This is a genomic window from Leifsonia sp. RAF41, from assembly GCF_052114085.1.
GTDB lineage: Bacteria > Actinomycetota > Actinomycetes > Actinomycetales > Microbacteriaceae > Leifsonia.
The window spans coordinates 1328925-1349845 of the sequence record NZ_JBFREB010000001.1; the positions used below are offsets into that span (position 1 = coordinate 1328925).

General features: G+C 69.3%; 23 protein-coding genes and 1 tRNA gene. 12 read left to right on the plus strand and 12 right to left on the minus strand.

Going from position 1 to position 20921, the window contains the following annotated elements:
- The first annotated feature begins 22 nt into the window (after window positions 1-22).
- The 8 genes from AB4Y74_RS06365 (at window position 23) to AB4Y74_RS06400 (ending at window position 4846) form a co-directional block, all read left to right on the plus strand.
- A tRNA-Gln gene (locus tag AB4Y74_RS06365) sits at window positions 23-94 on the plus strand.
- A gap of 212 nt (window positions 95-306) precedes the next feature.
- The gene (locus tag AB4Y74_RS06370; protein ID WP_441798273.1) at window positions 307-1260 is read left to right on the plus strand and encodes a S1C family serine protease; all 954 of its coding nucleotides are present in this window, start codon (window positions 307-309) and stop codon (window positions 1258-1260) included.
- An 82-nt stretch (window positions 1261-1342) separates the two neighbouring features.
- Complete coding sequence (locus tag AB4Y74_RS06375; protein WP_441798274.1) at window positions 1343-1732, plus strand: VOC family protein; 390 nt, start codon at window positions 1343-1345, stop codon at window positions 1730-1732.
- A 125-nt stretch (window positions 1733-1857) separates the two neighbouring features.
- Window positions 1858-2172, plus strand: coding sequence for a putative quinol monooxygenase (locus AB4Y74_RS06380; protein ID WP_441798275.1), 315 nt, complete (start codon window positions 1858-1860; stop codon window positions 2170-2172).
- A 55-nt stretch (window positions 2173-2227) separates the two neighbouring features.
- Window positions 2228-2566: a hypothetical protein gene (locus AB4Y74_RS06385; RefSeq protein WP_441798276.1), complete on the plus strand. Its 339-nt coding sequence runs from the start codon at window positions 2228-2230 to the stop codon at window positions 2564-2566.
- Between the two features lie 42 nt (window positions 2567-2608).
- Complete coding sequence (gene solA, locus AB4Y74_RS06390; RefSeq protein ID WP_441798277.1) at window positions 2609-3736, plus strand: N-methyl-L-tryptophan oxidase; 1128 nt, start codon at window positions 2609-2611, stop codon at window positions 3734-3736.
- A 42-nt stretch (window positions 3737-3778) separates the two neighbouring features.
- Entirely contained in the window at window positions 3779-4210 is a 432-nt protein-coding gene (locus AB4Y74_RS06395; RefSeq protein WP_441798278.1) for a hypothetical protein, read from the plus strand.
- Between the two features lie 153 nt (window positions 4211-4363).
- Entirely contained in the window at window positions 4364-4846 is a 483-nt protein-coding gene (locus AB4Y74_RS06400) for a GNAT family N-acetyltransferase (protein ID WP_441798279.1), read from the plus strand.
- 71 nt (window positions 4847-4917) lie between these two features.
- Here AB4Y74_RS06400 and hpaD read toward each other — a convergent pair whose 3' ends face one another.
- From hpaD to AB4Y74_RS06440, 8 genes are all read right to left on the minus strand, one after another.
- Complete coding sequence (gene hpaD, locus AB4Y74_RS06405; RefSeq protein WP_441798280.1) at window positions 4918-6051, minus strand: 3,4-dihydroxyphenylacetate 2,3-dioxygenase; 1134 nt, start codon at window positions 6049-6051, stop codon at window positions 4918-4920.
- A 36-nt stretch (window positions 6052-6087) separates the two neighbouring features.
- A complete protein-coding gene (gene hpaE, locus AB4Y74_RS06410) occupies window positions 6088-7635 on the minus strand; it encodes a 5-carboxymethyl-2-hydroxymuconate semialdehyde dehydrogenase (protein WP_441798281.1) in 1548 nt (515 codons plus the stop codon).
- A gap of 25 nt (window positions 7636-7660) precedes the next feature.
- Window positions 7661-8341: a GntR family transcriptional regulator gene (locus AB4Y74_RS06415; protein WP_441798282.1), complete on the minus strand. Its 681-nt coding sequence runs from the start codon at window positions 8339-8341 to the stop codon at window positions 7661-7663.
- Window positions 8323-9756: a fumarylacetoacetate hydrolase family protein gene (locus tag AB4Y74_RS06420; protein ID WP_441798283.1), complete on the minus strand. Its 1434-nt coding sequence runs from the start codon at window positions 9754-9756 to the stop codon at window positions 8323-8325. The genes AB4Y74_RS06415 and AB4Y74_RS06420 overlap by 19 nt, the downstream gene beginning before the upstream one ends.
- Window positions 9757-9839: 83 nt before the next feature.
- Window positions 9840-10652, minus strand: a complete 813-nt coding sequence (locus tag AB4Y74_RS06425; RefSeq protein ID WP_441798284.1) for an HpcH/HpaI aldolase family protein — start codon at window positions 10650-10652, stop codon at window positions 9840-9842.
- A complete protein-coding gene (gene hpaH / locus AB4Y74_RS06430) occupies window positions 10637-11422 on the minus strand; it encodes a 2-oxo-hept-4-ene-1,7-dioate hydratase (protein WP_441798285.1) in 786 nt (261 codons plus the stop codon). The genes AB4Y74_RS06425 and hpaH overlap by 16 nt, the downstream gene beginning before the upstream one ends.
- A gap of 99 nt (window positions 11423-11521) precedes the next feature.
- Window positions 11522-12946 (minus strand): MATE family efflux transporter, encoded by a 1425-nt coding sequence (locus tag AB4Y74_RS06435; RefSeq protein WP_441798286.1) that lies wholly within the window; start codon window positions 12944-12946, stop codon window positions 11522-11524.
- A gap of 60 nt (window positions 12947-13006) precedes the next feature.
- Complete coding sequence (locus AB4Y74_RS06440) at window positions 13007-13480, minus strand: MarR family winged helix-turn-helix transcriptional regulator (protein WP_441798287.1); 474 nt, start codon at window positions 13478-13480, stop codon at window positions 13007-13009.
- Window positions 13481-13551: 71 nt separating this feature from the next.
- Between AB4Y74_RS06440 and AB4Y74_RS06445 the strand changes: the two genes are divergently transcribed.
- Entirely contained in the window at window positions 13552-13806 is a 255-nt protein-coding gene (locus AB4Y74_RS06445; protein WP_441798288.1) for a type II toxin-antitoxin system prevent-host-death family antitoxin, read from the plus strand.
- The gene (locus AB4Y74_RS06450) at window positions 13803-14222 is read left to right on the plus strand and encodes a type II toxin-antitoxin system VapC family toxin (protein ID WP_441798289.1); all 420 of its coding nucleotides are present in this window, start codon (window positions 13803-13805) and stop codon (window positions 14220-14222) included. The genes AB4Y74_RS06445 and AB4Y74_RS06450 overlap by 4 nt, the downstream gene beginning before the upstream one ends.
- On the opposite strand, the gene AB4Y74_RS06455 is transcribed toward AB4Y74_RS06450, so the two are convergent.
- Window positions 14197-15030 carry a hypothetical protein gene (locus AB4Y74_RS06455; protein ID WP_441798290.1) on the minus strand — a complete coding sequence of 278 codons (834 nt, stop codon included), beginning with the start codon at window positions 15028-15030 and terminating at the stop codon, window positions 14197-14199. The two genes, AB4Y74_RS06450 and AB4Y74_RS06455, sit on opposite strands and share 26 nt — an antisense overlap.
- Window positions 15027-17621: a DUF4062 domain-containing protein gene (locus AB4Y74_RS06460; protein WP_441798291.1), complete on the minus strand. Its 2595-nt coding sequence runs from the start codon at window positions 17619-17621 to the stop codon at window positions 15027-15029. The genes AB4Y74_RS06455 and AB4Y74_RS06460 overlap by 4 nt, the downstream gene beginning before the upstream one ends.
- Before the next feature lie 220 nt (window positions 17622-17841).
- Between AB4Y74_RS06460 and AB4Y74_RS06465 the strand changes: the two genes are divergently transcribed.
- The gene (locus tag AB4Y74_RS06465) at window positions 17842-18291 is read left to right on the plus strand and encodes a DUF2510 domain-containing protein (protein ID WP_441798292.1); all 450 of its coding nucleotides are present in this window, start codon (window positions 17842-17844) and stop codon (window positions 18289-18291) included.
- Window positions 18292-18457: 166 nt separating this feature from the next.
- The gene (locus AB4Y74_RS06470; protein WP_441798293.1) at window positions 18458-19861 is read left to right on the plus strand and encodes an MFS transporter; all 1404 of its coding nucleotides are present in this window, start codon (window positions 18458-18460) and stop codon (window positions 19859-19861) included.
- A gap of 11 nt (window positions 19862-19872) precedes the next feature.
- On the opposite strand, the gene AB4Y74_RS06475 is transcribed toward AB4Y74_RS06470, so the two are convergent.
- Together AB4Y74_RS06475 and AB4Y74_RS06480 are read right to left on the minus strand one after the other, a co-directional pair.
- Window positions 19873-20676, minus strand: coding sequence for an alpha/beta fold hydrolase (locus AB4Y74_RS06475; protein WP_441798294.1), 804 nt, complete (start codon window positions 20674-20676; stop codon window positions 19873-19875).
- A 47-nt stretch (window positions 20677-20723) separates the two neighbouring features.
- Entirely contained in the window at window positions 20724-20921 is a 198-nt protein-coding gene (locus AB4Y74_RS06480; protein ID WP_441798295.1) for a hypothetical protein, read from the minus strand.

Sequence of the window (20921 nt, forward strand, 5' to 3'; positions counted from 1 at the left end):
CCCGGGCCGCGGTCCGGAGCAGTGGGGTATGGTGTAATTGGCAACACGGCGGTTTCTGGTACCGTTGTTCTTGGTTCGAGTCCAGGTACCCCAGCAGTTCACGTAAGCGTTCGAAGGCCCGGAATTCCGGGCCTTTTTCGTATCAACCATGCTTTCACCCGAAGGGTTCGCATGCGTCCTTCGTCGCCGGCTTGACCCGGCATTCACATCGCCGCTGAGCGCGTCTCGAAGTAGCTACGTCTCGGGTGAACGCTGGAAGCGAACGCCGGGTCCGGCGGTCTGCTGCGGGCGTAGGGTCAAATCCTCATGGACGATCAGCGGCACGAGCCGGTACCGGGCGGGGACGATGGCCTGCTCGACGCCTACTCCCGCACGGTCGTCGGCGTGGCCGCCGGTCTGCTGCCCAGCGTGGCGAGCATCACGGTCAGGACTCCGCGCGGGACGGGCGCCGGGAGTGCGAGTGTCCTCACCGCGGACGGTTTCCTCCTGACCAGCGCCCACGTGGTCGCTGGGGCGAATGATGGGGAGGCCGCCTTCGGGGACGGGACCACTGCCCGAGCCGAGGTGGTCGGGCGCGACGCGCTCTCCGATCTCGCCGTGCTCCGGGCGCACGGGACGGTGCCTCCGCCGGTCCCTCTCGGCGACGCATCCGCTTTGCGGGTGGGGCAGATCGTGATCGCGCTCGGCAATCCCCTCGGCCTCGCCGGGAGCGTCACCGCGGGGATCGTATCGGCCCTCGGCCGGTCCCTTCCGACACAGTCCGGACGAGTGATCGACGAGGTGATCCAAACCGATGCTGCGCTCAATCCCGGCAACAGCGGCGGCGTCCTCGCGGACAGCGCCGGCCGCATGGTCGGTGTGAACACAGCGGTAGCCGGGATCGGTGTAGGACTGGCGGTTCCCATCAACGCGACGACGCGGGAGATCATCACCGCCCTCATGACCGCGGGCAGGGTGCGTCGCGCGTGGCTCGGCATCGCCGGCGTGCAGGTGCCGCTCTCGCCGGAGGTCGCGGCGCGGATCGGCTCGCCCACCGGACTGAAGGTGGCCGGGGTGTCCGCCGGGAGCCCCGCCGCAGAGGCCGGTCTCCACCGCGGAGACATCGTCGTCGAACTCGCCGGGAAGCGCGTGGTGACGACGACCGCCGTTCAGCAGCTGATGGTCGAGGACGCGATCGACCGGCCCATCGAGATCACGGTGTGGCGCAACGGCGCTCTGGTGGACGTCATCACGGTGCCGCGCGAACTCGTCGACGCCTGATCGCCGCTGAGCGAACCACAGCACGCGGAACGATGCCTATGGCTGTCTTCCCGTACTTCCACCAACGCGCCAGGATGCGGTCATGACGAATTCGAACGGCGTCGGCATCGTCGGCGTGAACACCATCGGCATCCCGGTCGTGGACCAGGATCGCGCACTCGTCTTCTACCGTGACGTGCTGGGTTTCGAGGTGCGCGTTGATGCGCCGCTTCCGCAGACCGGCGGACGGTGGATCATGTTGGCACCGACCGGGTCGGCGGTCTCGATCTCCCTCATCATCGCGGACGAATCGGCGCCCGCGGGGGTGGAGACCGGCATCCGCTTCGAGGCGACCGATGCCGAGCGGACGCACCAGTCCCTTCGCGAGCGAGGAACAGAGGTGGGGGAATTGCTGCGCTGGCCGGGTGTGCCGGCGATGTTCGCGGCCCACGACCCGGACGGGAACCGGTTCGAGGTGGTCGAGCGCCCCTGAGGCACCACTGCCCGATCGGGACGGATCGGTGACCGATGCACACATCGGCGCGCCGAAGCGTACCGTCGTGAGCGACGCTCCCGGAACCCGGATCACGGGCGTCACGACCCGGTAGGGAGAACCCCATGGAACTGAAGCTCGGCGTTCTGGCGCTGCTCGAAGCGAAGCCCGAAAAGGCAGGCGAAGTGAAAGAGTTCCTGATCGGCGGTAAAGCCGTGGTCGACCAGGAGCCGGGGACCCGCACGTGGTACGCGTTCCAGATCGACGACACACATTTCGGCATCTTCGACACATTCGCCGATCAGGATGCGCGCCAGGCCCATCTGAACGGCGCCATTCCCCAGGCCCTCGGCGAGGTCGGTCCCACTCTGCTGGCGAAGGATCCCGACCTGAAGACGATCGACCTGCTCGCCGTCAAGCGCGAGCAAGCCGTCGACTGAAGGTTCACGGTCGACGCCCCTGTCTACTAGTATGCGGCTCAGGGGGTATTCGCTCATGAGCGCACTGATGGCGGGTTTGGAGCAGGACGAGCGTCGGCGGCGGCGTGTAGCGCTGCTGGTGGTGGTCAGCTGCCTGACCGGTGTCGGTACGTGGTTGGCCGTCCCGTTTGGTGTCGTCCTCCTGACGCGGGATCAACCCGTCGGCTGGGCGCTCGTCGCTGTGGGGGCGACGCTGCTCGCGGCCACCGTGCTTGCGATCGTCGCTGCGCGCCGCGTCCACCGCGCACCCGAGAGCGCGTCCGGCAAGGCGAACTCGCGGTTCGACGAGCCTCAGCCGTCGCCAGACCCGCGCGGCGGATACAGCATGGTGGGCTCTCAGCTCGGGTCGCGGTAACACGGCGGAATGCTCCGCAGCCCGGTCGATAGGGTTGGCGGCATGACAACCAGCGTGATCGTCGTCGGCGCAGGCGTGGTCGGCGCGGCGACGGCCTGGTCGCTGGCGCGCGAGGGTGCATCGGTGCTGCTGCTGGAGGCGTTCGAGCGGGGCCACGATCGTGGGTCGTCCCACGGCGCCACCCGGATCTTCCGGCACGGCTACGCCGAAGAGGACTACGTCGAGCTGTCCGTCCGGGCCCTGCAGGGGTGGAAGCACCTGGAGCGGGTCAGCGGACGACGGCTGTTCGATGCGACCGGTGCCGTCGACCATGGTTCCCTCACCGCGTTGAAGGCGATCGCCGAGGCGCAGGATGCGGCGGAGCTGCCGTACGAATGGCTGACCAGTGGTGAGGCGGAGGCTCGCTGGCCCGGGCTGCGCTTCGAGGAACACGTGCTGTTCAGCCCGGGTGGTGGCCGGCTGCATGCCGCCGACGCGGTGGATGCGCTGCTCGCTGCTGCCCAGGCGGCTGGTGCCGAGCTCCGTTTCGGCGTTCGGGTGACAGACATCGAGGAGGACGGCGACGGAGTGTCGGTGACCGCCTCCGACGGCGTTCACACAGCAGACCGGGTCGTGGTGGCGGCCGGCTCCTGGACTCCGGTGCTCCTCCGGCCGTGGCTTGCCGAGCACAGGGCCGTGCTGCCGACCGTCACCGTGACCGAGGAGCAGCCGGCGCACTTCCCGCTCCTTCCCGGCCCCGCAGACACCGAGCGGTCGTGGCCGAGCTTCGTGCACCATCCCACCGACGCCGCCGTCGCGGACGCCTACGGCCTGCTCACGCCGGGGGAGGGCGTGAAGGTGGGCTTCCACGGTGTCGGGCCGGAGGTGGACCCCGACGATCGCGATCGGCGCATCGATCCATCGCGCCTGGAGCAGCTGCAGCGGTACGTCGCCGAGTGGGTTCCGGGCGTGGATTCGACCCGGCCGGATGGCATCAGCTGTCTCTACGACAGCACCGACGAGGAGGACTTCGTGCTCGACCGCGTCGGGCCCGTCGTGGTGGCTACGGGGTTCTCCGGGCACGGCTTCAAGTTCGGTCCGGCCCTCGGCGACGTCCTCGCCCGGCTCGCCCTGTACGGCGAGCCCGCGGCGCCGCGCTTCCGGCTGGCGGTCGCCGCGCCGGACGCCTAGCGGCGTGGCTCCACCTGCTACCGTTCTGTCAGGGGGTTCGCGATGAGGCGATGGATGTTCGCGGGTGTGGCACTGGTGGCGGTGAGTCTCAGCGGATGCGTCGCGTCGCCGTCGCCATTCGATGGCCGGCGGGTCGATGCCGATCGGTTGCCGGGCGACGTTGCGACCTACGTCCAGACCGGCGATGTCGCGACCTCACGCTTCCAGGGCACGTCCGGCGTCTGGGACCTGTACCTCGTGCACGGCACTGGTCCCTACGGCTTCTGCCTCGTGTACACCGACGGAACCGCGGAGCGCTCCGGCACAACGTGCGCGGGCGGCACGTGGGTGCGCGCGAGCCTCCCGGACGGGGCCGAGTTCGAGGCGAACATCAGCGGATTCGTGAATCCGCCCACCGATGACCAGGTACAGATTTCGACCTGGGTGCGTCAGCTGGCTCCGGGGCGTCAGTCGACCACGAGCGCCACCGAGTAGTAGCCGACCCCGAGTCGGCGTGACCGGTCCGAAACGGAGGAAGTACCGGCCACGGACGGCTCGGCTGCCTCCCGCAGCCGTCACCACGCGGCGTGTCGGCCGAGATCGCCTCCCTTTCCCGTCCCGGCCGACAGCGGACAGTAGGGTGGCGGGATGACACAGGTCGAGGTCCGGCCCGCGCAGCCGGGGGAGTGGCGAGCCGTCGGTGGCCTGCGCTGGGACTCCCTGGCAGAGTTCGGCGGCGAAGCGCATGAGTCCCGGGACGTCTTCGCGGACCGTTTCGCGGAGTGGGCGGCCACCCATCGGGACACGCACGAGTGCTTCGTCGCGGTTGCCGAGGGCCGGGTCGTCGGGATGACATGGTTGGCGACGCTGCCCCGGGTTCCCAGTGCCCGAGCCTTCGACCGGGCGTCGGGAGACCTGCAGTGCGCCTACGTCGTACCCGAGCTCCGAAACGACGGGATCGGCGGCCGGCTGATCGACGCGGTCCTTGCCCGGGCAGCGGAACGCGAGCTCGAACGCGTCACCGTGCACTCGAGTCCTGGCGCGGTCGTCGTGTACGAACGCCACGGTTTCGCGGTGGAGGACCGGCTGTTGCACGTATACGTCGCGCACCCGGACGCAGGACGCGTCTGAGTGCGGTCTTTCGTCACGTGTGCACCCGTTCGCCCGGGCGCAAACGTGACGAGAGACCGCAGACGTCGCGCCTAGAGCTGCGCGCCGACCTTGAAGCCCTGCGCGTCGTCGCCCTTCCGCGTGTACGAGAAGCCGTCGGCGCCGATCGTGACATCCATCTCGGAGTCGTCGGTGCGCGTGGTCAGCGGCTGCGGGTTGCCGTCTAGGTCCAGAACGACGGACGCATCCGTGTACCACGACGGCACGACCGGGTTGCCCCACCAGTCGCGGCGCTGGTTGTCGTGCACATCCCAGGTGACGACCGGGTTGTCCGGGTCGCCGGTGTAGTAGTCCTGCGTGTAGATCTCGACGCGGTGGCCGTCGGGGTCGCGCAGGTACAGGTAGAACGCGTTGGAGACGCCGTGTCGGCCCGGTCCCCGCTCGATCGCGTCGGAGCGGCGAAGCGCGCCGAGCTTGTCGCAGATCGCGATGATGTTGTGCTTCTCGTGGGTGGCGAACGCGACGTGGTGCATCCGCGGGCCGTCGCCCCCGGTCATGGCGGTGTCGTGCACGGTCGGCTTGCGGCGCATCCACGCGGCGTACGTGGTTCCCGCCTCGTCCTGGATGTCCTCGGTCACCCGGAACCCCAGATCCTCCATGTACGCCACCGCGCGCGGCACATCCGGGGTGACCTGGTTGAAGTGGTCGATGCGCACGAGCGCCCCCGGCGTGTAGAGGTCGTAGCGCCAGGCGAGGCGCTCGACGTGCTCGACCTCGTAGAAGAACTCGTACGGGAAGCCGAGCGGGTCCTCCACCCGGACCGAGTCGCCGACGCCCTTCGTGAAGCCCTCCGCACGGCGCTCGACCCGGCAGCCGAGTTCCGTGTAGAACTCGACGGCACGGTCCAGGTCTTCTGGCGTTCGCACCCGGTAGGCGAAGGCGGCCACAGCGGCGACCGGACCCTTGCGGAGCACGAGGTTGTGGTGGATGAACTCCTCGAACGACCGCAGGTACACCGCGTCCTCGTCCTCCTCGGTGACGACGAGGTCCAGCACGTCGACGTAGAAGGCGCGGCTGGCGGCGAGGTCAGTGACGACGAGCTCCATGTAGGCGCAGCGCACGACGTCCGGTGGCGTCGCCTTCGGAGTGGGGATGCGGTCGGTGGGCGCCGGGATGGGGTCGGTCTCGGTCACGACGGGCTCCGGGGAGCCGGGGGTGATGGTCATGGTGGTGCCTTCTCTAGTTGGGTCAGTGCTGCTGGGTCAGGCGTCGCCGGCGTCCTCGGCCGCTTCCGCAGCCTCCTCCGGCTGGTGCACGGTGGCGCCGAACCGGGCCGTGTGGACGGGTCCCAGCGAGATGTGGACGGCCTGCTGGTCGGTGTAGAAGTCGATGGAGCGGTAGCCGCCCTCGTGTCCGAGCCCGGACGCCTTCACACCGCCGAACGGGGTGCGCAGGTCGCGGACGTTGTGCGAGTTGAGCCAGACCATTCCGGCCTCCACGTCGGCTGCGAACGTGTGCGCGCGCTCCAGGTCGCTGGTCCAGAGGTAGGCGGCGAGGCCGTAACGGACGCCGTTGGCGAGCTCCAGCGCCTCCTCGTCGGTGTCGAACGGGGTGATCGCGACGACCGGGCCGAAGATCTCCTCCTGGAAGATCCGGGCATCCGGTGCGACGTCGGCGAACACCGTCGGGGCGACGTAGTTGCCGGTCTCGAGGCCCTTCGGGCGGCCGCCGCCGGCGAGCAGACGGCCTTCCTGCTTGCCGAGCTCGACGTAGCTCATGACCTTCTCGTAGTGCTCCGGGTGGACGAGCGCGCCGACCTCGGTCGCCGGGTCGTGCGGGTCGCCGACCACGATGTTCTTCGCGCGCTCGGCGTACCGGGTGAGGAACTCCTCGTAGATCGGCCGCTCGACCAGGATGCGGGAGCCGGCGGTGCAACGCTCTCCGTTCAGCGAGAACACACCGAACAGGGTGGAGTCGATCGCGGCGTCGAGGTCGGCATCCGCGAAGACCACGGCCGGCGACTTGCCGCCGAGCTCCATGGAGAGCCCCTTCAGGAACGGCGCGGCGTTGGCGAAGATGAGCTGACCGGTGCGGCTCTCGCCCGTGAACGAGATGAGCGGGACGCCGGGATGCTTCACCAGCGCGTCCCCAGCCTCCTCGCCGAGGCCGTTGACCAGGTTGAAGACGCCGTCGGGCACGCCTGCCTCTCGGAAGATCGTCGCCCACAGCGAAGCCGACAGCGGTGTGAACTCGGCCGGCTTCAGCACCACCGTGTTGCCCGTCGCCAGAGCGGGGGCGAGCTTCCAGCTCTCCAGCATGAACGGCGTGTTCCACGGCGTGATCAGGCCGGCGACGCCGATCGGCTTGCGATTGACGTAGTTGAGCTGGCTTCCCGGCACCTTGTATGCGTCGTCCCTCTGCGCGACGATCAGGTCGGCGAAGAAGCGGAAGTTCTCGGCCGCGCGCTGCGCCTGCCCGAGCGCCTGCGTGATCGGCAGCCCGGTGTCGAAGGTCTCGAGTTCGGCGAGGCGCGCATCCTGTGCCTCGACCGCGTCCGCGATGCGGTTCAGCACCCGGGCGCGCTCGCGCGGCTTCATCCGCGGCCAGGGACCGTGCTTGAACGCGCGAGTCGCCGCCGCGACGGCGAGATCGATGTCCTCCTTCTGCCCGGCGGCCGCCTGCACGTACGTCTCGTTGGAGACCGGGTCGAGCACGTCGAAGGTCGTGCCGGAGACGCTGTCGACGAACTCGCCGTCGATGAAGTGCTGGATCTTCTGCGGAAGGTTCTCCGGGATGTGGTGCTGCGCCATGCGCGGCCTCCTGTCGTTGGGTGGGTCAGTGCTGCTTGTGTTCGCTCTGGTAGGCGTGCAGCGAGTCCAGGGTCGCCAGCCGGTGGCGTCGAGCGGTGAGTTCGATCTCCAGTGCGTCAGCGTCCGATTCGATGAGGGTGAGGATCTGCTCGTGCTCGTCGACCGACTCGCGGGCACGTCCGGGCACGAAGCTGAAGGTGGAGTCGCGCAGCACCGTCAGGCGGTTCCAGCCCCGGTGCACCAGGTCGAGGATGTGCGGGTTCGGGCACTCCTCGAACAGGATCGCGTGGAACTCCTGGTTGAGCTGCGTGAAGCGGTGCGGGATGAAGTCGTCGAGGCACGCGATCATCTCGCGGTTGACGGCGCGGGCGCGCTCGATGTGGTCCGCGGTGAGCAGGGGCGCCGACAGCTGCGTCGCCGCGCCCTCCACGAGGGCGAGCGTCTCCATCGTGTAGGTGTACTCGGCCTCCTGCAGCAGGGCGACCTGGGCTCCGACGTTCTTCACGAACGTCACCAGCCCTTCGGCCTCCAGCCGTCGGATGGCCTCGCGCACGGGGACGACGCTGATGTCGAGCTCGCCGGCGATCTGGCCGAGCACGAGCCGGAAGCCTGAGACGTACCGCCCGTCGTCGATCCGGGTGCGGATGAACTCGTAGGCGAGCTGCGACTTGCTCGGCGCCGCGGCCTTCAGCGCTGCGTCAACCATGCGCGATACCTCTCTTTCCAGTCGGCGTTCATCGGGAACAGTCCGTCCACGCGGGCGCCCTGCGACACCTGCTCGGCGATGAACTCCTCCTGGCGCTCCTGTTCGATGGCGTCGGCGACGACCTCGTCCACCAGCGGCGGCGGGATGACGAGCAGCCCGTCGGCATCTCCGACGATCACGTCCCCCGGCTGCACCGCGGCGCCGCCGCAGGCGATGGTCACGTCCGTGTCCCAGGGCACGTGCTTGCGGCCGAGGACGGCTGGGTGCGGGCCGTTGTGGTAGGTCGGGATGTCGAGCCCGGCGACCACCGCGAGGTCTCGCACGCCGCCGTCGGTGACGATCGCGGCCGCGCCGTTGACCTGCGCTCGGAGGGCGAGGACGTCGCCGACCGTGCCGCTGCCGCGCTCGCCCCGCGCTTCGATGACCAGCACTTCGCCGGCGCCGACGGAGTCGAAGGCGCGCTTCTGGGCGTTGTACCCGCCGCCGTGCGTGGCGAACAGGTCTTCGCGGTTCGGGATGTAACGGAGCGTTCGAGCCGTTCCGACGACGCGTCGGTCGGGCCGGGTGGAGGTGAGACCGTCGATGCTCACATTGTCGAGTCCGCGCTTGCGGAGCTGCGAGCTGAGGGTGGCAGTGGTGACGCTCGCGAGCTTGGCGCGCAGGTCGTCGGTCAGGACGAACGCCGGTTCGGGAGGCGTGTTCCACGCCTCCGCCCGCTGCAGGTCGTCGATGCTGGGCTTGGTGCCGAAGTCGCCGAAGGGGATGCTGCCCTCGGTGATGCGGGTGACGAGCCGGCCGGTGCTCGGCGCGCCCGGCACGCTCGGCGCATCCACCTCCACCTCCACCGTGTCGCCGGGAACGGTGACCGAGGAGCCGGCCGGTGTCCCGGTGAGGATGATGTCCCCGGGTTCAAGCGTCATCAGCTGCGACAGGTCGGCGACGAGCCGGCCGAAGGGGAAGAGGAGGTCGTGGGTGTTGCCCACCTGGACGAGCTCGCCGTTGAGCCAGGTGCGGACGCGCAGGGCGCCGGGGTCGAGGTCGGCCGCCGGTAGGACGACCGGCCCGAGCGGTGTGAAGCCGTCGCCGCCTTTCGAGCGGACGTTGGATCCCTTGTCGGCGGCCCGGAGATCGTACAGGCCGAAGTCGTTCGCGGCGGTCACGCCGGAAACGGCGGACCAGCCGTCCTCGGGAGACACCCGCCGCGTCGGCCGGCCGATGATCAGGGCGATTTCGGCTTCGAACGCGAGGAGCTCGGTTCCGGCCGGGCGCTCCAGCTCGCCGCCGGTGGCGGCGATCGACGACGACGGCTTGAAGAAGTACGACGGCTGAGCGGGAGTTCGGCCGCGTTGGGCAGCGCGAGACCCGTAGTTCAGGTGCACCGCGATGATCTTGCCGGGCCGGCTGATGTCAGTCACGCGTGATGCTCCTCGTCGTCGGGGACAGGTCCCGAAGGTCCATATTTGAAATCATATACGATCCTGACATCGTCAGCAACGCGTCAGTAGCTCGCCGCTGCAGGCGCGTCGGGGGAGTCGCCGATGAAGCGGTCAGCAAGGGCTTCCGAGGCTCGGGCCAGCAGAGTCACGTCGGCTCCCACGAGCAGGTAGGAGGCCCCCGCGGCGGCGTAACGGTCGGCGGTGTCGGGGTCGAAGGCATTCACGCCGACGGGGGTGCCTGCGGCGAGCCCCGCCGCGATCACGCGCTCGACGGCAGCCACGACATCGGGGTGGTTCTGCTGTCCGAGCAGGCCCATCGAGGCAGCGAGGTCGGCGGGGCCGACGAGCAGCGCATCCACACCGTCGACCGCGGCGATGTCGGCCGCTGCGTTCAGCGCATCCACCGTCTCGATCTGCACGGTCAACGAGACCAATTCGCCGGCGCGCGCCAGGTAATCCGGGATGCGGCTCCAGCGCGACGAGCGAGCCAGAGCGCTGCCGACCCCGCGAACGCCCTGCGGCGGATACCGGACCGCGCGGACCATCGCCTCCGCCTGCGCCACGCTGTCGACCATGGGAACGAGGATGTTCTGCGCGCCCAGGTCGAGCAACTGCTTGAGCACCACGGTGTCGCCGTACGGCGCCCGGACGATCGGCACCACAGGATAGGGCGCGACGGCCTGCAACTGGGCGAGAATCGACTCCAGTCCGACCGGGGAGTGCTCGCCGTCGATCAGCACGATGTCGAGGCCGCTGCCCGCGCAGATCTCCGCGACGAGTGGACTGCCGCCGCACGACCACATCCCGAACAGCGTGCGCTCGGCGGAACGCAACCGATCGGCGAACGTCGGTGCGGGTTCTAGGCGAATCGGCATGTCACGGCCCCCAGGGTTCCATAGTCGGCGTGGACGGTGTCGCCGCGCTCCACCCACATCGGACGGGTGAACGAGCCGGCGAGGACGATGTCCCCTGCCTCCAGGCGCGTTCCGTGCTGGGCCAGCTTGTTGGCGAGCCAGGCGACACCGTTCGCCGGATGGTCGAGTACGGCAGCGGCGACGCCGGACTCCTCGATGGTCTCGTTGCGGTACAGCAGGGCAGCGACCCAGCGGAGGTCCACCGCGTCCACCGCGACGGGCCGCCCTCCGACGACCATTCCGCCCATCGCGGCGTTGTCGGAGATCGTGTCGACGATGGTGCGGCCCGGCATCTCTATGCGGGAGGAGAGGATCTCCAGCGCGGGCACCACGTACTTCGTCGCGTCGAGGACGTCGTAGAGCGTGACGTTCGGTCCCTCGAGCGGGGAGCGCAGCACGAACGCCAGCTCGACCTCGATCCGCACGTTCGAGAATTGCTCGAACGGGATGACGGATCCCGTCTCATAGACCATGTCGGCGAAGATCGCGCCGTAGTCGGGCTCGGTGATCCCCGTCGCCTGCTGCATCACCTTCGAGGTGAGGCCGATCTTCCGTCCGACGAGCCGGCGTCCGTCTGCGAGCCCACGCTCGACCCATACCTTCTGGACGGCGTAGGAATCCTCCACCGTCATCTCCGGGTGGCGGGAGGTCAGCAGCGGGACCGTCGTGCGGTCGCGCTCGGCCGCCGCCAGCTCGTCCGCGATCTCCTGGATGGTCGGGGTGTCGAGCACAGATGGCTCCCTTCGACGTCGGAGGAGGGGCGATGGCCCCGGGATGGATCGTATATCATCCCTGCGCTCGAGGCCATGCCCCTCGCTGAGCATCGGCCCTCAGCCCGCCACGACCAGCTCGTCGTCTCCGGCCTGCTCCGCCGCGGCGACCGCTTCGGCCGACGGCGCCGCCGCGAGGGTCTGCTTCGACATCCGGAACAGTGCGGCGCCGAGAGCGAAGCAGAGCAGTTCGGTCACCGTCATCGACCAGATGACGCCGGTCATCCCGAACAGCGCGTTGGCGATCAGCACGATCGGGATGAACAGCACGCCCTGCGCCAGGGACATGATCGTTGCGTTGCGCATCTGCTCGGTCGCCTGGAACACGGCGATGATCAGACCCGTGAAGCCGTTGAACAGGGTGGAGACGAGCATCGCGGTGAGGATGAGCGTGCCGTCGGCGATCACGGACGGGTCGGCGCTGAACAGTGCGAACACCTGGTCCCGGAAGGCGAAGACCACACCCGAGAACAGCAGTGTGATGCCCGCGATCGCCACCGCGCTGCCAGTGATGGCCTTCCGCAGGCGGGCCGGGTTGCGGGCGCCGTGGGCGTAGGCGAGCAGCGGGATGACGCCCATGAAGACGCCCATGCAGATCATCTCAGGGAGCTGCGAGATGCGCAGGGCGACACCCATCGCCGCGAGGAGGGATGCGCCGTAGCCGATGGCGATCCAGTTCATGACGAGGGTGGTCACGATGAGGAAGGACGACATGAGCAGCTCGGAGACGCCGACACCGAACACCGTCTTCAGCATCCCGACGTCCGCCCGGAAATGGCGTAGCGCCAGCGACACGGTCGAGCTCTTCGTGCTGAGCCACCAGATGTAGTAGCCGACGGTCACCGCATTCGACAGCCCCAGCGCGATGCCGGCGCCGAGAACGCCCCAGCCGAGCACGAGGATGAACAGCACATCGAACATGAGGTTGGCGACGGTGGAGGCGATCAATCCCGTCATGGATGCGACGGCGGCGCCCTCCGCGCGGACGAGCTGCTCGAGGGCGAAGGCCGCGACGTAGATCGGAGTGAAGGCGCACATCGCGCCGATGTACAGCGCGGTCGGTGCGAGGGAGGCGCCGCTCGCGCCGACGACGACCGCCAGCGGGGTGGCGAAGACGACGCCGAGCACCCCGATGACGACGCCCGTGGCGAGCGAGCCCCAGAGGGTGAACGACGAGACCTGCTTGATCCGCTCGCCGGAGGCGGTGAGATCGGCGCCCGGCTCGTCCTGCGAGCCGAGGAGGCGTGAGACGTACGTGCCTCCGCCGACCCCGAATACTCCGCCGATCGCCATGAGTAGGGCGAAGACCGGAAGCGAGAAGGTGAGGGCTGCGAGCAGCGGGGTGGAGTGCAGCGAGCCGACGAAGCCCGCGTTGATGATGTTGTAGACGGCTCCGATGGAGAAGCCGGCGATCATCGGCACGCACAGGTGCACCAGCGAGCGCCAGATGGGCGCAGAGGACAGATAGTGGCGGTTGGAAGACATGACGGTACCTCCGTTACGGGAACGGCTTTCTGAAGAGAGGGAGTGTGGGGGAGCTGCGCCTCAGCGGCGCGGACGGCCGCCCAGACCGGATGGCCGGATCTCGGCCGCTGGACCGGCGGCGACGACGCGTTCGAGCAGGGCGATCAGCTGATCCTGCTCGGCGGTGTCGAGGGTCGCGAACAGCTTGCGCTGCTCCGCGTTCATCGACTCGTCGAATCCGGCGACGACCCGGGCGCCCTCCGCGGTGACGCGGACGAGCTTCACGCGCGCATCGCCCGGGGACGACGTGCGGGTGACGTAGCCTCGCTCCTCCAGCCCCTGCAGAAGGCTGGTGACGCTGGCGGGCGTGGTTCCTGACATCTCGGCGAGTTCGCGCGCGATCACGTCGCGATCCCGGTTCTGTTCGAGGTATCCGAGAGTGAAGGCCTGCTGGCGGGTGAGCCCGCTGTCGCGGACCCACACCTCGGCGGCCGCACGCCCCGCGAAGGCTACCGTCCGGACGAGCTCGCTGAGGCGCTCGGTTCTCGATGTCATAGTTAGAACTCTAATAGTTAGAAATCTAACTGTCAATGTCGTGCTACCGTGTGCCTACGTAGACTCAAGGGGTGGTTGTGGCAATTACGACAGCACGCGCATTCAATCAGGACGTGTCGGCGGCGAAGCGAAGCGCATCCACAGAGCCGCTCATCATCACCGATCGTGGCGAGCCCGCGTACGTCCTCCTCACGTATGCCGATTTCGAACGGTTGTCCGGGCGCCAGAAGAGCATCGTCGATCTGCTGCGGCAGGACGATCCCGAGAGCGACTTCGATTTCGAGTTCCCGCGAGCGACCTTCACGCTTCGGGAGATCGAACTGTGAAGTGGATCCTGGACACCATGGTGCTGTCGGCCGCGAGGCGTCCTGAGCGGTCGGACCCCCGTGTGGTGCGTTGGCTCGAAGCGCAGAACGTTTACTCGCTGCACATCTCCGCGATGACCGTGTTCGAGATCGAACTCGGTGCCGTCCGCAAGGAGAGGACGGATCCGATCCAAGGTGCGCGCCTGCGGCAGTGGGTGGACGAGGTGGTCGATCACTTCGCCGATCGCGTCCTTCCGGTCGACCACGAGGTCGCATCGGTCGCGGCGGGGTACCACGTGCCTGACCCGCGTTCCGACTTCGACGCGTTCATCGCCGCGACGGCGGAAGTGGCCGGTCTGGGCGTCGTCACGCGCAATGCGCGCGACTTCAAGACCTTCGGCGTCCCGCTCTTCAACCCCTGGGAGTCGTCGGCGTAAGCCGCCGGCGCCGCCGCTCGGCCCAGACGTAGAGGGCGCCGTACGCGACGAACGACGCGGCCAGGCCGCAGACGAGCAGAGGAGCGGAGGGCCGCGACCACAGCAGCTCGCCGCCGCGCAGCGCGAGGGCGAGCAGGATGAGCGCCAGGCTGATCAGCTGGGCCTGGAAGATCTGCCGGAAGGCGCTCCACCGGGGGTCGCGCAGCATCCACAGGTTGACCATCCCGGGGAGCGTCAGGATGGCGCCGCAGACGCGGGCCGTGAGCGGGGTCAGAGTCCACGCCCAGCCGGAGATTCCGAGCTGAGGCGCGACGAAGAGCGTGAGGCCGACGACCAGCGAGCAGAGGCCGATCACGGCCAGGAGGATTCGCACCCAGGCCGGCAGCGTGACCTCCTGTTCATCCGGCTCGCGGGAGTCCTCGCCGCGGTTGACGATCATCGCGGCGAGCACGAGGAACGGCGTCGTGATGTACAGGGTGATCCAGACGTAGAACGCCAGGAAGCCGAAGTGGAAGCGGTCGAGATGGATGAAGGTCGCGACCGCGAGCAGAGTGGCGAACACCAGCACCGCGGGGAAGCCGTAGCGGACCGCGTGCCACCGGTTCGGCCGGACCACGTGGACGAAGAACACGATCCCGCCCGCGTAGGCGCTGCCGAGCAGCATCGCGGTGATCGGCGGAAGGATGGTCCAGGCGAAGAACCGGTCCGTCGTGGCGGCGAGCGGGTACAGCAGCATGAACGCCGCCACCAGGAACGGGACGATGATGGCGCCGACGATGCGCGTGTAGGGGTGGATGCGGTCGCTCACGCCGGCCGTCCCGGCGTCTGCGCTTCGGACTCCGCCTCGGCCACCGACAGCGCCCGTCCGGCCTCGATCGCCGCGTCGAACGTGCCGGGATCGGCTCCCGCCTCCAGCATCCGATCGACGAACAGCTGGTGGAAGGAGAAGGCCGGAGCATTGTGCAGGCCGGTGCGCTCGCGCAGGGTCCGGGAGGCGCCGAGCAGCCGTCCCGCTCGCTCGGCGTCGCCGGCCAGGGCGGCGACGGCCACCAGGCCTTCCAGCGCATAGGCGACACCCTCCACATGTCCGAGCCGCGTCGACAGTGCGAGGCACGCGGTGAAGTCGGACGTCGCGCCGGCCGGGTCCCCGAGCAGCAGCCGCGCCCAGCCGCGGTGGTGCTGCGCGATGGTCACCCCGAGCTCGTCCCCGTTGTCCCGAGCAAGCGCGAGGCTCTCCTCGAAGTGCCCGAGAGCCGCATCCACCTGTTGCCGCAGAAGGGCGACGCGCCCCAGCATGACGAGCGCCATCGCCTGCCCCCACCGGTCGCCGCAGGTGCGGAACAGTCCCAGGCTCGTCTCCATCGCGTGATCGGCGGCGGCGGGATCCGGCTCCGGCGACGCGAGGACGGCCAGAGCGTAGGAGATGAGAGCGAGGGCCTCTCCGTCGGAGTCCTCCGCGCGCCGGAACAGGTCCGCGCTCTCCGTCAGCCGGGTCGTGACGGTGCCCTCGTGGTCCTGCCAGAACGCGATCGCCTGGGTGAAGTACAGCGCGATGGCGCGGCTGCGGTCGGTCAGCTGCTCGCCACCCGCGAGCACCTCGTCCATCCACCCCCGAACTTCGCCGAGTAGCCCGGAGACCCACCAGTAGACGTACAGGCTCCAGGCGAAGTGGGCCGCACGCTCCCAGTCCCGCTCGTCGAGCAGGTAGCGGACGGCGGCCCGGAGATTGCCGGTGTCGTTGCCGAGCCGCATCACCCAGTCGTGCTGTGCGCCGCCCTCCAGCTCCGGGTCGGCCCGATCGCCGAGGGCGACGAAGTAGGCGGCATGCGCTGCGCGCGCTTCATGCAGCACACCCTCGCGCTCCAGTTGCTCGAGGGCGTACTCCCGCACGGTGGCCAGAATCGAGAACCGGGACTCGTGGAGATCGTCGTGCTGACGGACCAGGCTGTTGTCCACCAGCGCGGCAAGGGAGGAGAGCGTGTCGGCTCCGCTCGACCCGGACGGTACTGTGTCTGCGGCCACCGCCTCCGCCGCCTCCAGCGCGAAGCCGCCCTCGAAGACACCGAGGCGCGAGAGCAGGGCGCGCTCCGACGCATCCAGCAGCTGTGTGCTCCATTCGATGGTCGCCCGCAGGGTGCGCTGCCGCTCGGGGAGGTCGCGCGCGCCGCCCACCAGCAGCGGAAGGCGGCGGTCGAGGCGACGCGCCAGCTCAGCGGGAGGCAGGATCCGGATGCGCGCGGCGGCCAGCTCGATCGCGAGAGGGACGCCGTCCAGGGCGGCGCAGATCCGCTCGACGTCGTTCGCGTTCGCGGGGGTGATCTCGAAATCCGGCCGCACCGCATGGGCACGTTCGACGAACAGGGCCGACGCGGTATCGGCCGGCAGTGGCCCCAGGTCGTAGCTGCGCTCGCCGCCTACCCTCAGCAGCGACCGGCTGGTGACGAGTGCGCTGAGTTCGGGGGCCGCGGCGAGCAGCTCGGTCACCGCGGGGGCGGCCGCGAGCGCCTGCTCGAAGTTGTCGAGAACGAGCAGCATGCGCCGGTTCCGCAACGCTGTGGACACTTTCTCGTCCAGCGGCGCGTCGCCCGTGTCGCGCACTCCGAGCGCGCGGGCGAGCGCCCCGTTCAGGCCGGCCCGATCGTGGACGGGGGAGAGGTCGACGAAGACGGCCCCGTCCGGGAAGGTCTCGGCCATGTCCGCGGCCGTGGCGATCGCCAGCCGGCTCTTCCCCATGCCGCCGGGGCCCGTGATCGTCACCAGCCGGGCGCCGCCGGCCAGCATTCCGCGCACGGCAGCGACGTCGTTGCGGCGGCCGATCAGCGGGGTGAGCGGCGAAGGGAGGGAGGTGAACGGCGCCTCGGGGGTCGCCACGCCGATCGTCGAAGCGGGCATGGCCCGACCGGACGCCGCCGCCCTGCTCAGCTCGAATCGCTCGGCGAGAAGCACAGCGAGGTCCGCCTCCAGCAGCACCTCGAGCTCCTGGGCGGATTCGATGTACTTGAACGACGCCCGGTCGTCGCTGCGGATACGGTCGAGCAGCTCGGTGAGCCGGGGCTCACGGCCGGGGGCAGGGGACTTGATGTACATCAGGCGCGGAAGGTCCGGCGGGCAGAGGTTGTACTCGTCCTCCAGCCCCGACACCTGTTCGTCGGGCGCGACCCAGCCGTAGCGCTCCCAGTAGAGGCCCACGAAAACGTCGCTCTGCTCCAGGTACGCGCGGTAGAGCTCCCGCGGGGGATGCGGCCGCGCGCCCAGCTCGAACATCACCGGCGCGAGATGCAGACGCTCGATGGCGGAGCGTGCCGCGTGCCGTTCCGCGGCGAGCTCCTTGAGGGTCGAACTGACGAAGATCCGCAGCCGCTGGTCCGGCGTTCGGATCACAGGAGAGCCAGCGCTCATTCCCGCATTGTCTGCCCCCGCACCCGTCCCGCACCAGAGGGCGCCTCCGCCCGGCCGTCGAGTACACGAAGATTGCACGCCAACACGGCGAGTCGCGTGCAGTCTTCGTGTACTCGGTGGCGGGGCGGGCAGGGGTGGGGGAGGTGAGCCCCGGAGAGGGGATGACGGGGGCGTGGGGAGAGGAGCCAGACTGGGGGGTGCCCCGCTAGGAAGGTGGACGATGACTGCTGTGCCCGGATGGTATTCCGACCCGAGCGCGACCGGGATGGTCCGGTACTGGGACGGTGCGGGATGGACGCAGCACGTCCAGCCGCTGCCCGCGGCTCCCACGCCCGCGCCGGCGGCGGGGTATGCCGCTTCGCCGCAGTACGCGCCCTACCCGACGCATCACCCGGGGTACAGCCCATACGCCGCGGCCTCCCCGGTGAAGAACAGTCCGGCCACCCGCGCACTCGTGTGGGGCATCATCAGCATCATCATCAACCCGTTCGGATTGCCGTCCATCCTGGCGATCGTCTTCGGCGCGCAGGGCCGCAAACTCGCGGAGCAGCTGGAGAGCGCGGGACAACGCGAGTCAGGCCGGGGGCGCGCCACATCGGGGCTGGTCGTCGGAATCGTCGGGGCGGCGCTGTTCGTGGTCTGGATGCTGTTCTACTTCGCGCGCCACTGAGCGCCTGTCGCCGCGCGGTAGATCACGAGCGCCTGGCCGCCCGAGTCGCGTGAGCGAACGGGGTGCGATCATCACCCGTTGCGTCGGATCCGAAATCGTATATCATTGCCGCAATCGGAGCGCCGCTCCGGACAATGATGTCGCAGCACCTCGGGAGTACACAACGATGAGCACATCCCCCTTCACACCCACCGGCAGCATCCGTTCGCACGCGGACCGACGCCGGGTCGTCTTCGCCACGGTGATCGGAACCACCGTCGAGTGGTACGACTTCTTCATCTACGCGTCAGCGGCGGGCCTCGTCTTCGGCCAGCTGTTTTTCGCGCCGGCCGGCCCGCAGTTCGCCACCGTGCTGTCCTTCCTGACGGTCGGCGTGAGCTTCCTGTTCCGACCGCTCGGCGCGTTCCTCGCCGGTCATTTCGGCGACCGGTACGGACGGCGCCAGGTGCTCGTGGTCACCCTCATCCTGATGGGACTCGCAACCGCGCTGGTCGGACTGCTGCCCACCTACGAGGCGATCGGCGTAGCCGCCCCCGTCCTGCTCATCCTGCTGAGGGTCCTTCAGGGCATCTCGGCCGGCGGCGAGTGGGGCGGCGCGGTGCTGATGGCGGTCGAGCACGCACCGACCGCCAAGCGCGGCCTGTTCGGCGCCTCGCCGCAGATCGGCGTCCCGCTCGGCCTGCTGCTCGCTTCCGGCGCCATGGCCCTGATGACCGTCATCGCGCCGGGGGATGCGTTCCTCGCGTGGGGCTGGCGCGTGCCGTTCCTGTTCTCCGTCGTCCTCATCGCCATCGGCTACTGGGTGCGTCGCCGGGTCGAGGAGAGCCCCGTCTTCACCGAGATCGCCGAGCGCCGTGAGCGCACGCGGATGCCGATCGTGCAGGTGTTCCGCAAGCACTGGCTGCTCGTGATCGTCGCCGCGTTCGTCTTCGCCGGCAACAACGCTGTCGGCTACATGACCACCGGCGGCTACATCCAGAACTACGCGACGAACCCGGACGGTCCGTTGAAGCTCGAGCGAGGCCCCGTGCTCTGGGCGGTAGCCGCGTCCGCCGTGACCTGGCTGGCAGCAACCTGGTTCGCCGGCTGGCTGAGCGACCGCATCAGCCGCCGGACCACCTACATCATCGGCTGGATCCTGCAGCTCGTGGGTGTGTTCACCCTCTTCCCGCTGGTCAACACGGCGAACGCGGGGATGCTGTTCCTCGGGCTCGCGATCCTCACGATCGGACTCGGGTTCACCTACGGGCCGCAGGCAGCGCTCTACTCGGAGCTGTTCCCGGCGTCCATCCGATTCTCCGGTGTCTCGATCTCGTACGCGATCGGCGCCATCATCGGTGGGGCGTTCGCGCCGACCATCGCGACGGCGCTCGTGCAGGCGACCGGCACCACGCTCTCGGTGACCTGGTACCTCGCGGGGATGACGGTGCTCGGCCTGCTGGCCACGCTGGTCTTGCGCGACCGCACGGGCATCGCCCTCGGCCCGGACCACGAGGCCGAGCAGGCGGTCAGCCCGATCCGCGGGTTCTCCGAGCGCCCCGAGCGCGAAAGCGCCCCGGCCCGCGGCTGACCCGGGACCGGTCAGGCCGCGACGAAGCGGAGCAGGTGCGGCGCCAGGGCCTCGCCCGACACGTCGTGCGTCTGCCCGCTGACGATCTCGAAAGTTCCGTTCTGGGCGCCGGAGGCCACGCCTTCGGCGCCCAGGCGCAGGAAGTCCGGGGTCAGCTCACCGGCCAGCCCGAGGACGGGGACCGTCACCGCCTGCAGCAGCTCGTCCGGGATGCGGCTGTCGCCCATCGCCGCGTCGTCGTAGCCGAGTGTCGGTGCGAGGGCGAGCGTCGCCTCCCAGGTGGGGGAGTGCCGCATCCCCTCGATCCCCGCTTCGGGCACGCCGACCCGACGCAGGAACAGTTCGACGGCGGTGCTGCGGTCGTCCGTCGCGAGCGCCGCGAGAAGCTGCCGGGTGTACGCCTCGGCGGAGGGCAGCATCGGGTCGGGCAGGTACGGCGGCTCGTAGACGACGACGCGCGGGACGGTACCCGGGCCGAGCGCCGCAGCTGCGGCCAGCGCGAGAGCGCCGCCCGACGACATCCCGAACAGGGTCGCCGATCCGCCCGCCGCGTCGATCAGCGCGGTGAGGTCGTCGATCTCGCGCGCGACGGCGTCCGCGCGGGCGGACGGGTCCGCAAACGCATCGGTGCTCTCCCCGCGTCCGCGCCGGTCGTACAGCACGACGGTCATCCGGTCGTGGAGAGCCGCTGCGATCGACCGCATCGGACCCGAGTCGCGGTAGCAGAGTGCCCCGTCCACGAGGACGACGGTCGGCCCGCTCCCGTCGATGTCGTACGCGATGCTGCTGCCGTCGGAGGAGGTAACCGTGCTCATGGCACGTCAGCGTAGCCCCTCCGGTAGGTCGGCGACGGGATGCGCGCTCAGCGCCCCTGGCGTCGGCGTACGCCGAACCCGATCAGCACACCGCCGCCGATCGCGATCACCACTCCTGCTCCGCGGACCAGCCACTGCACGTCGCCGAGCACGGCATCCACGAACAGCGGTCCGGCCAACCCGACGACGACGAGCACGACTCCGAGGATGAAGAACCACGGTGACCCGTTCGTCCGCTCGACCAT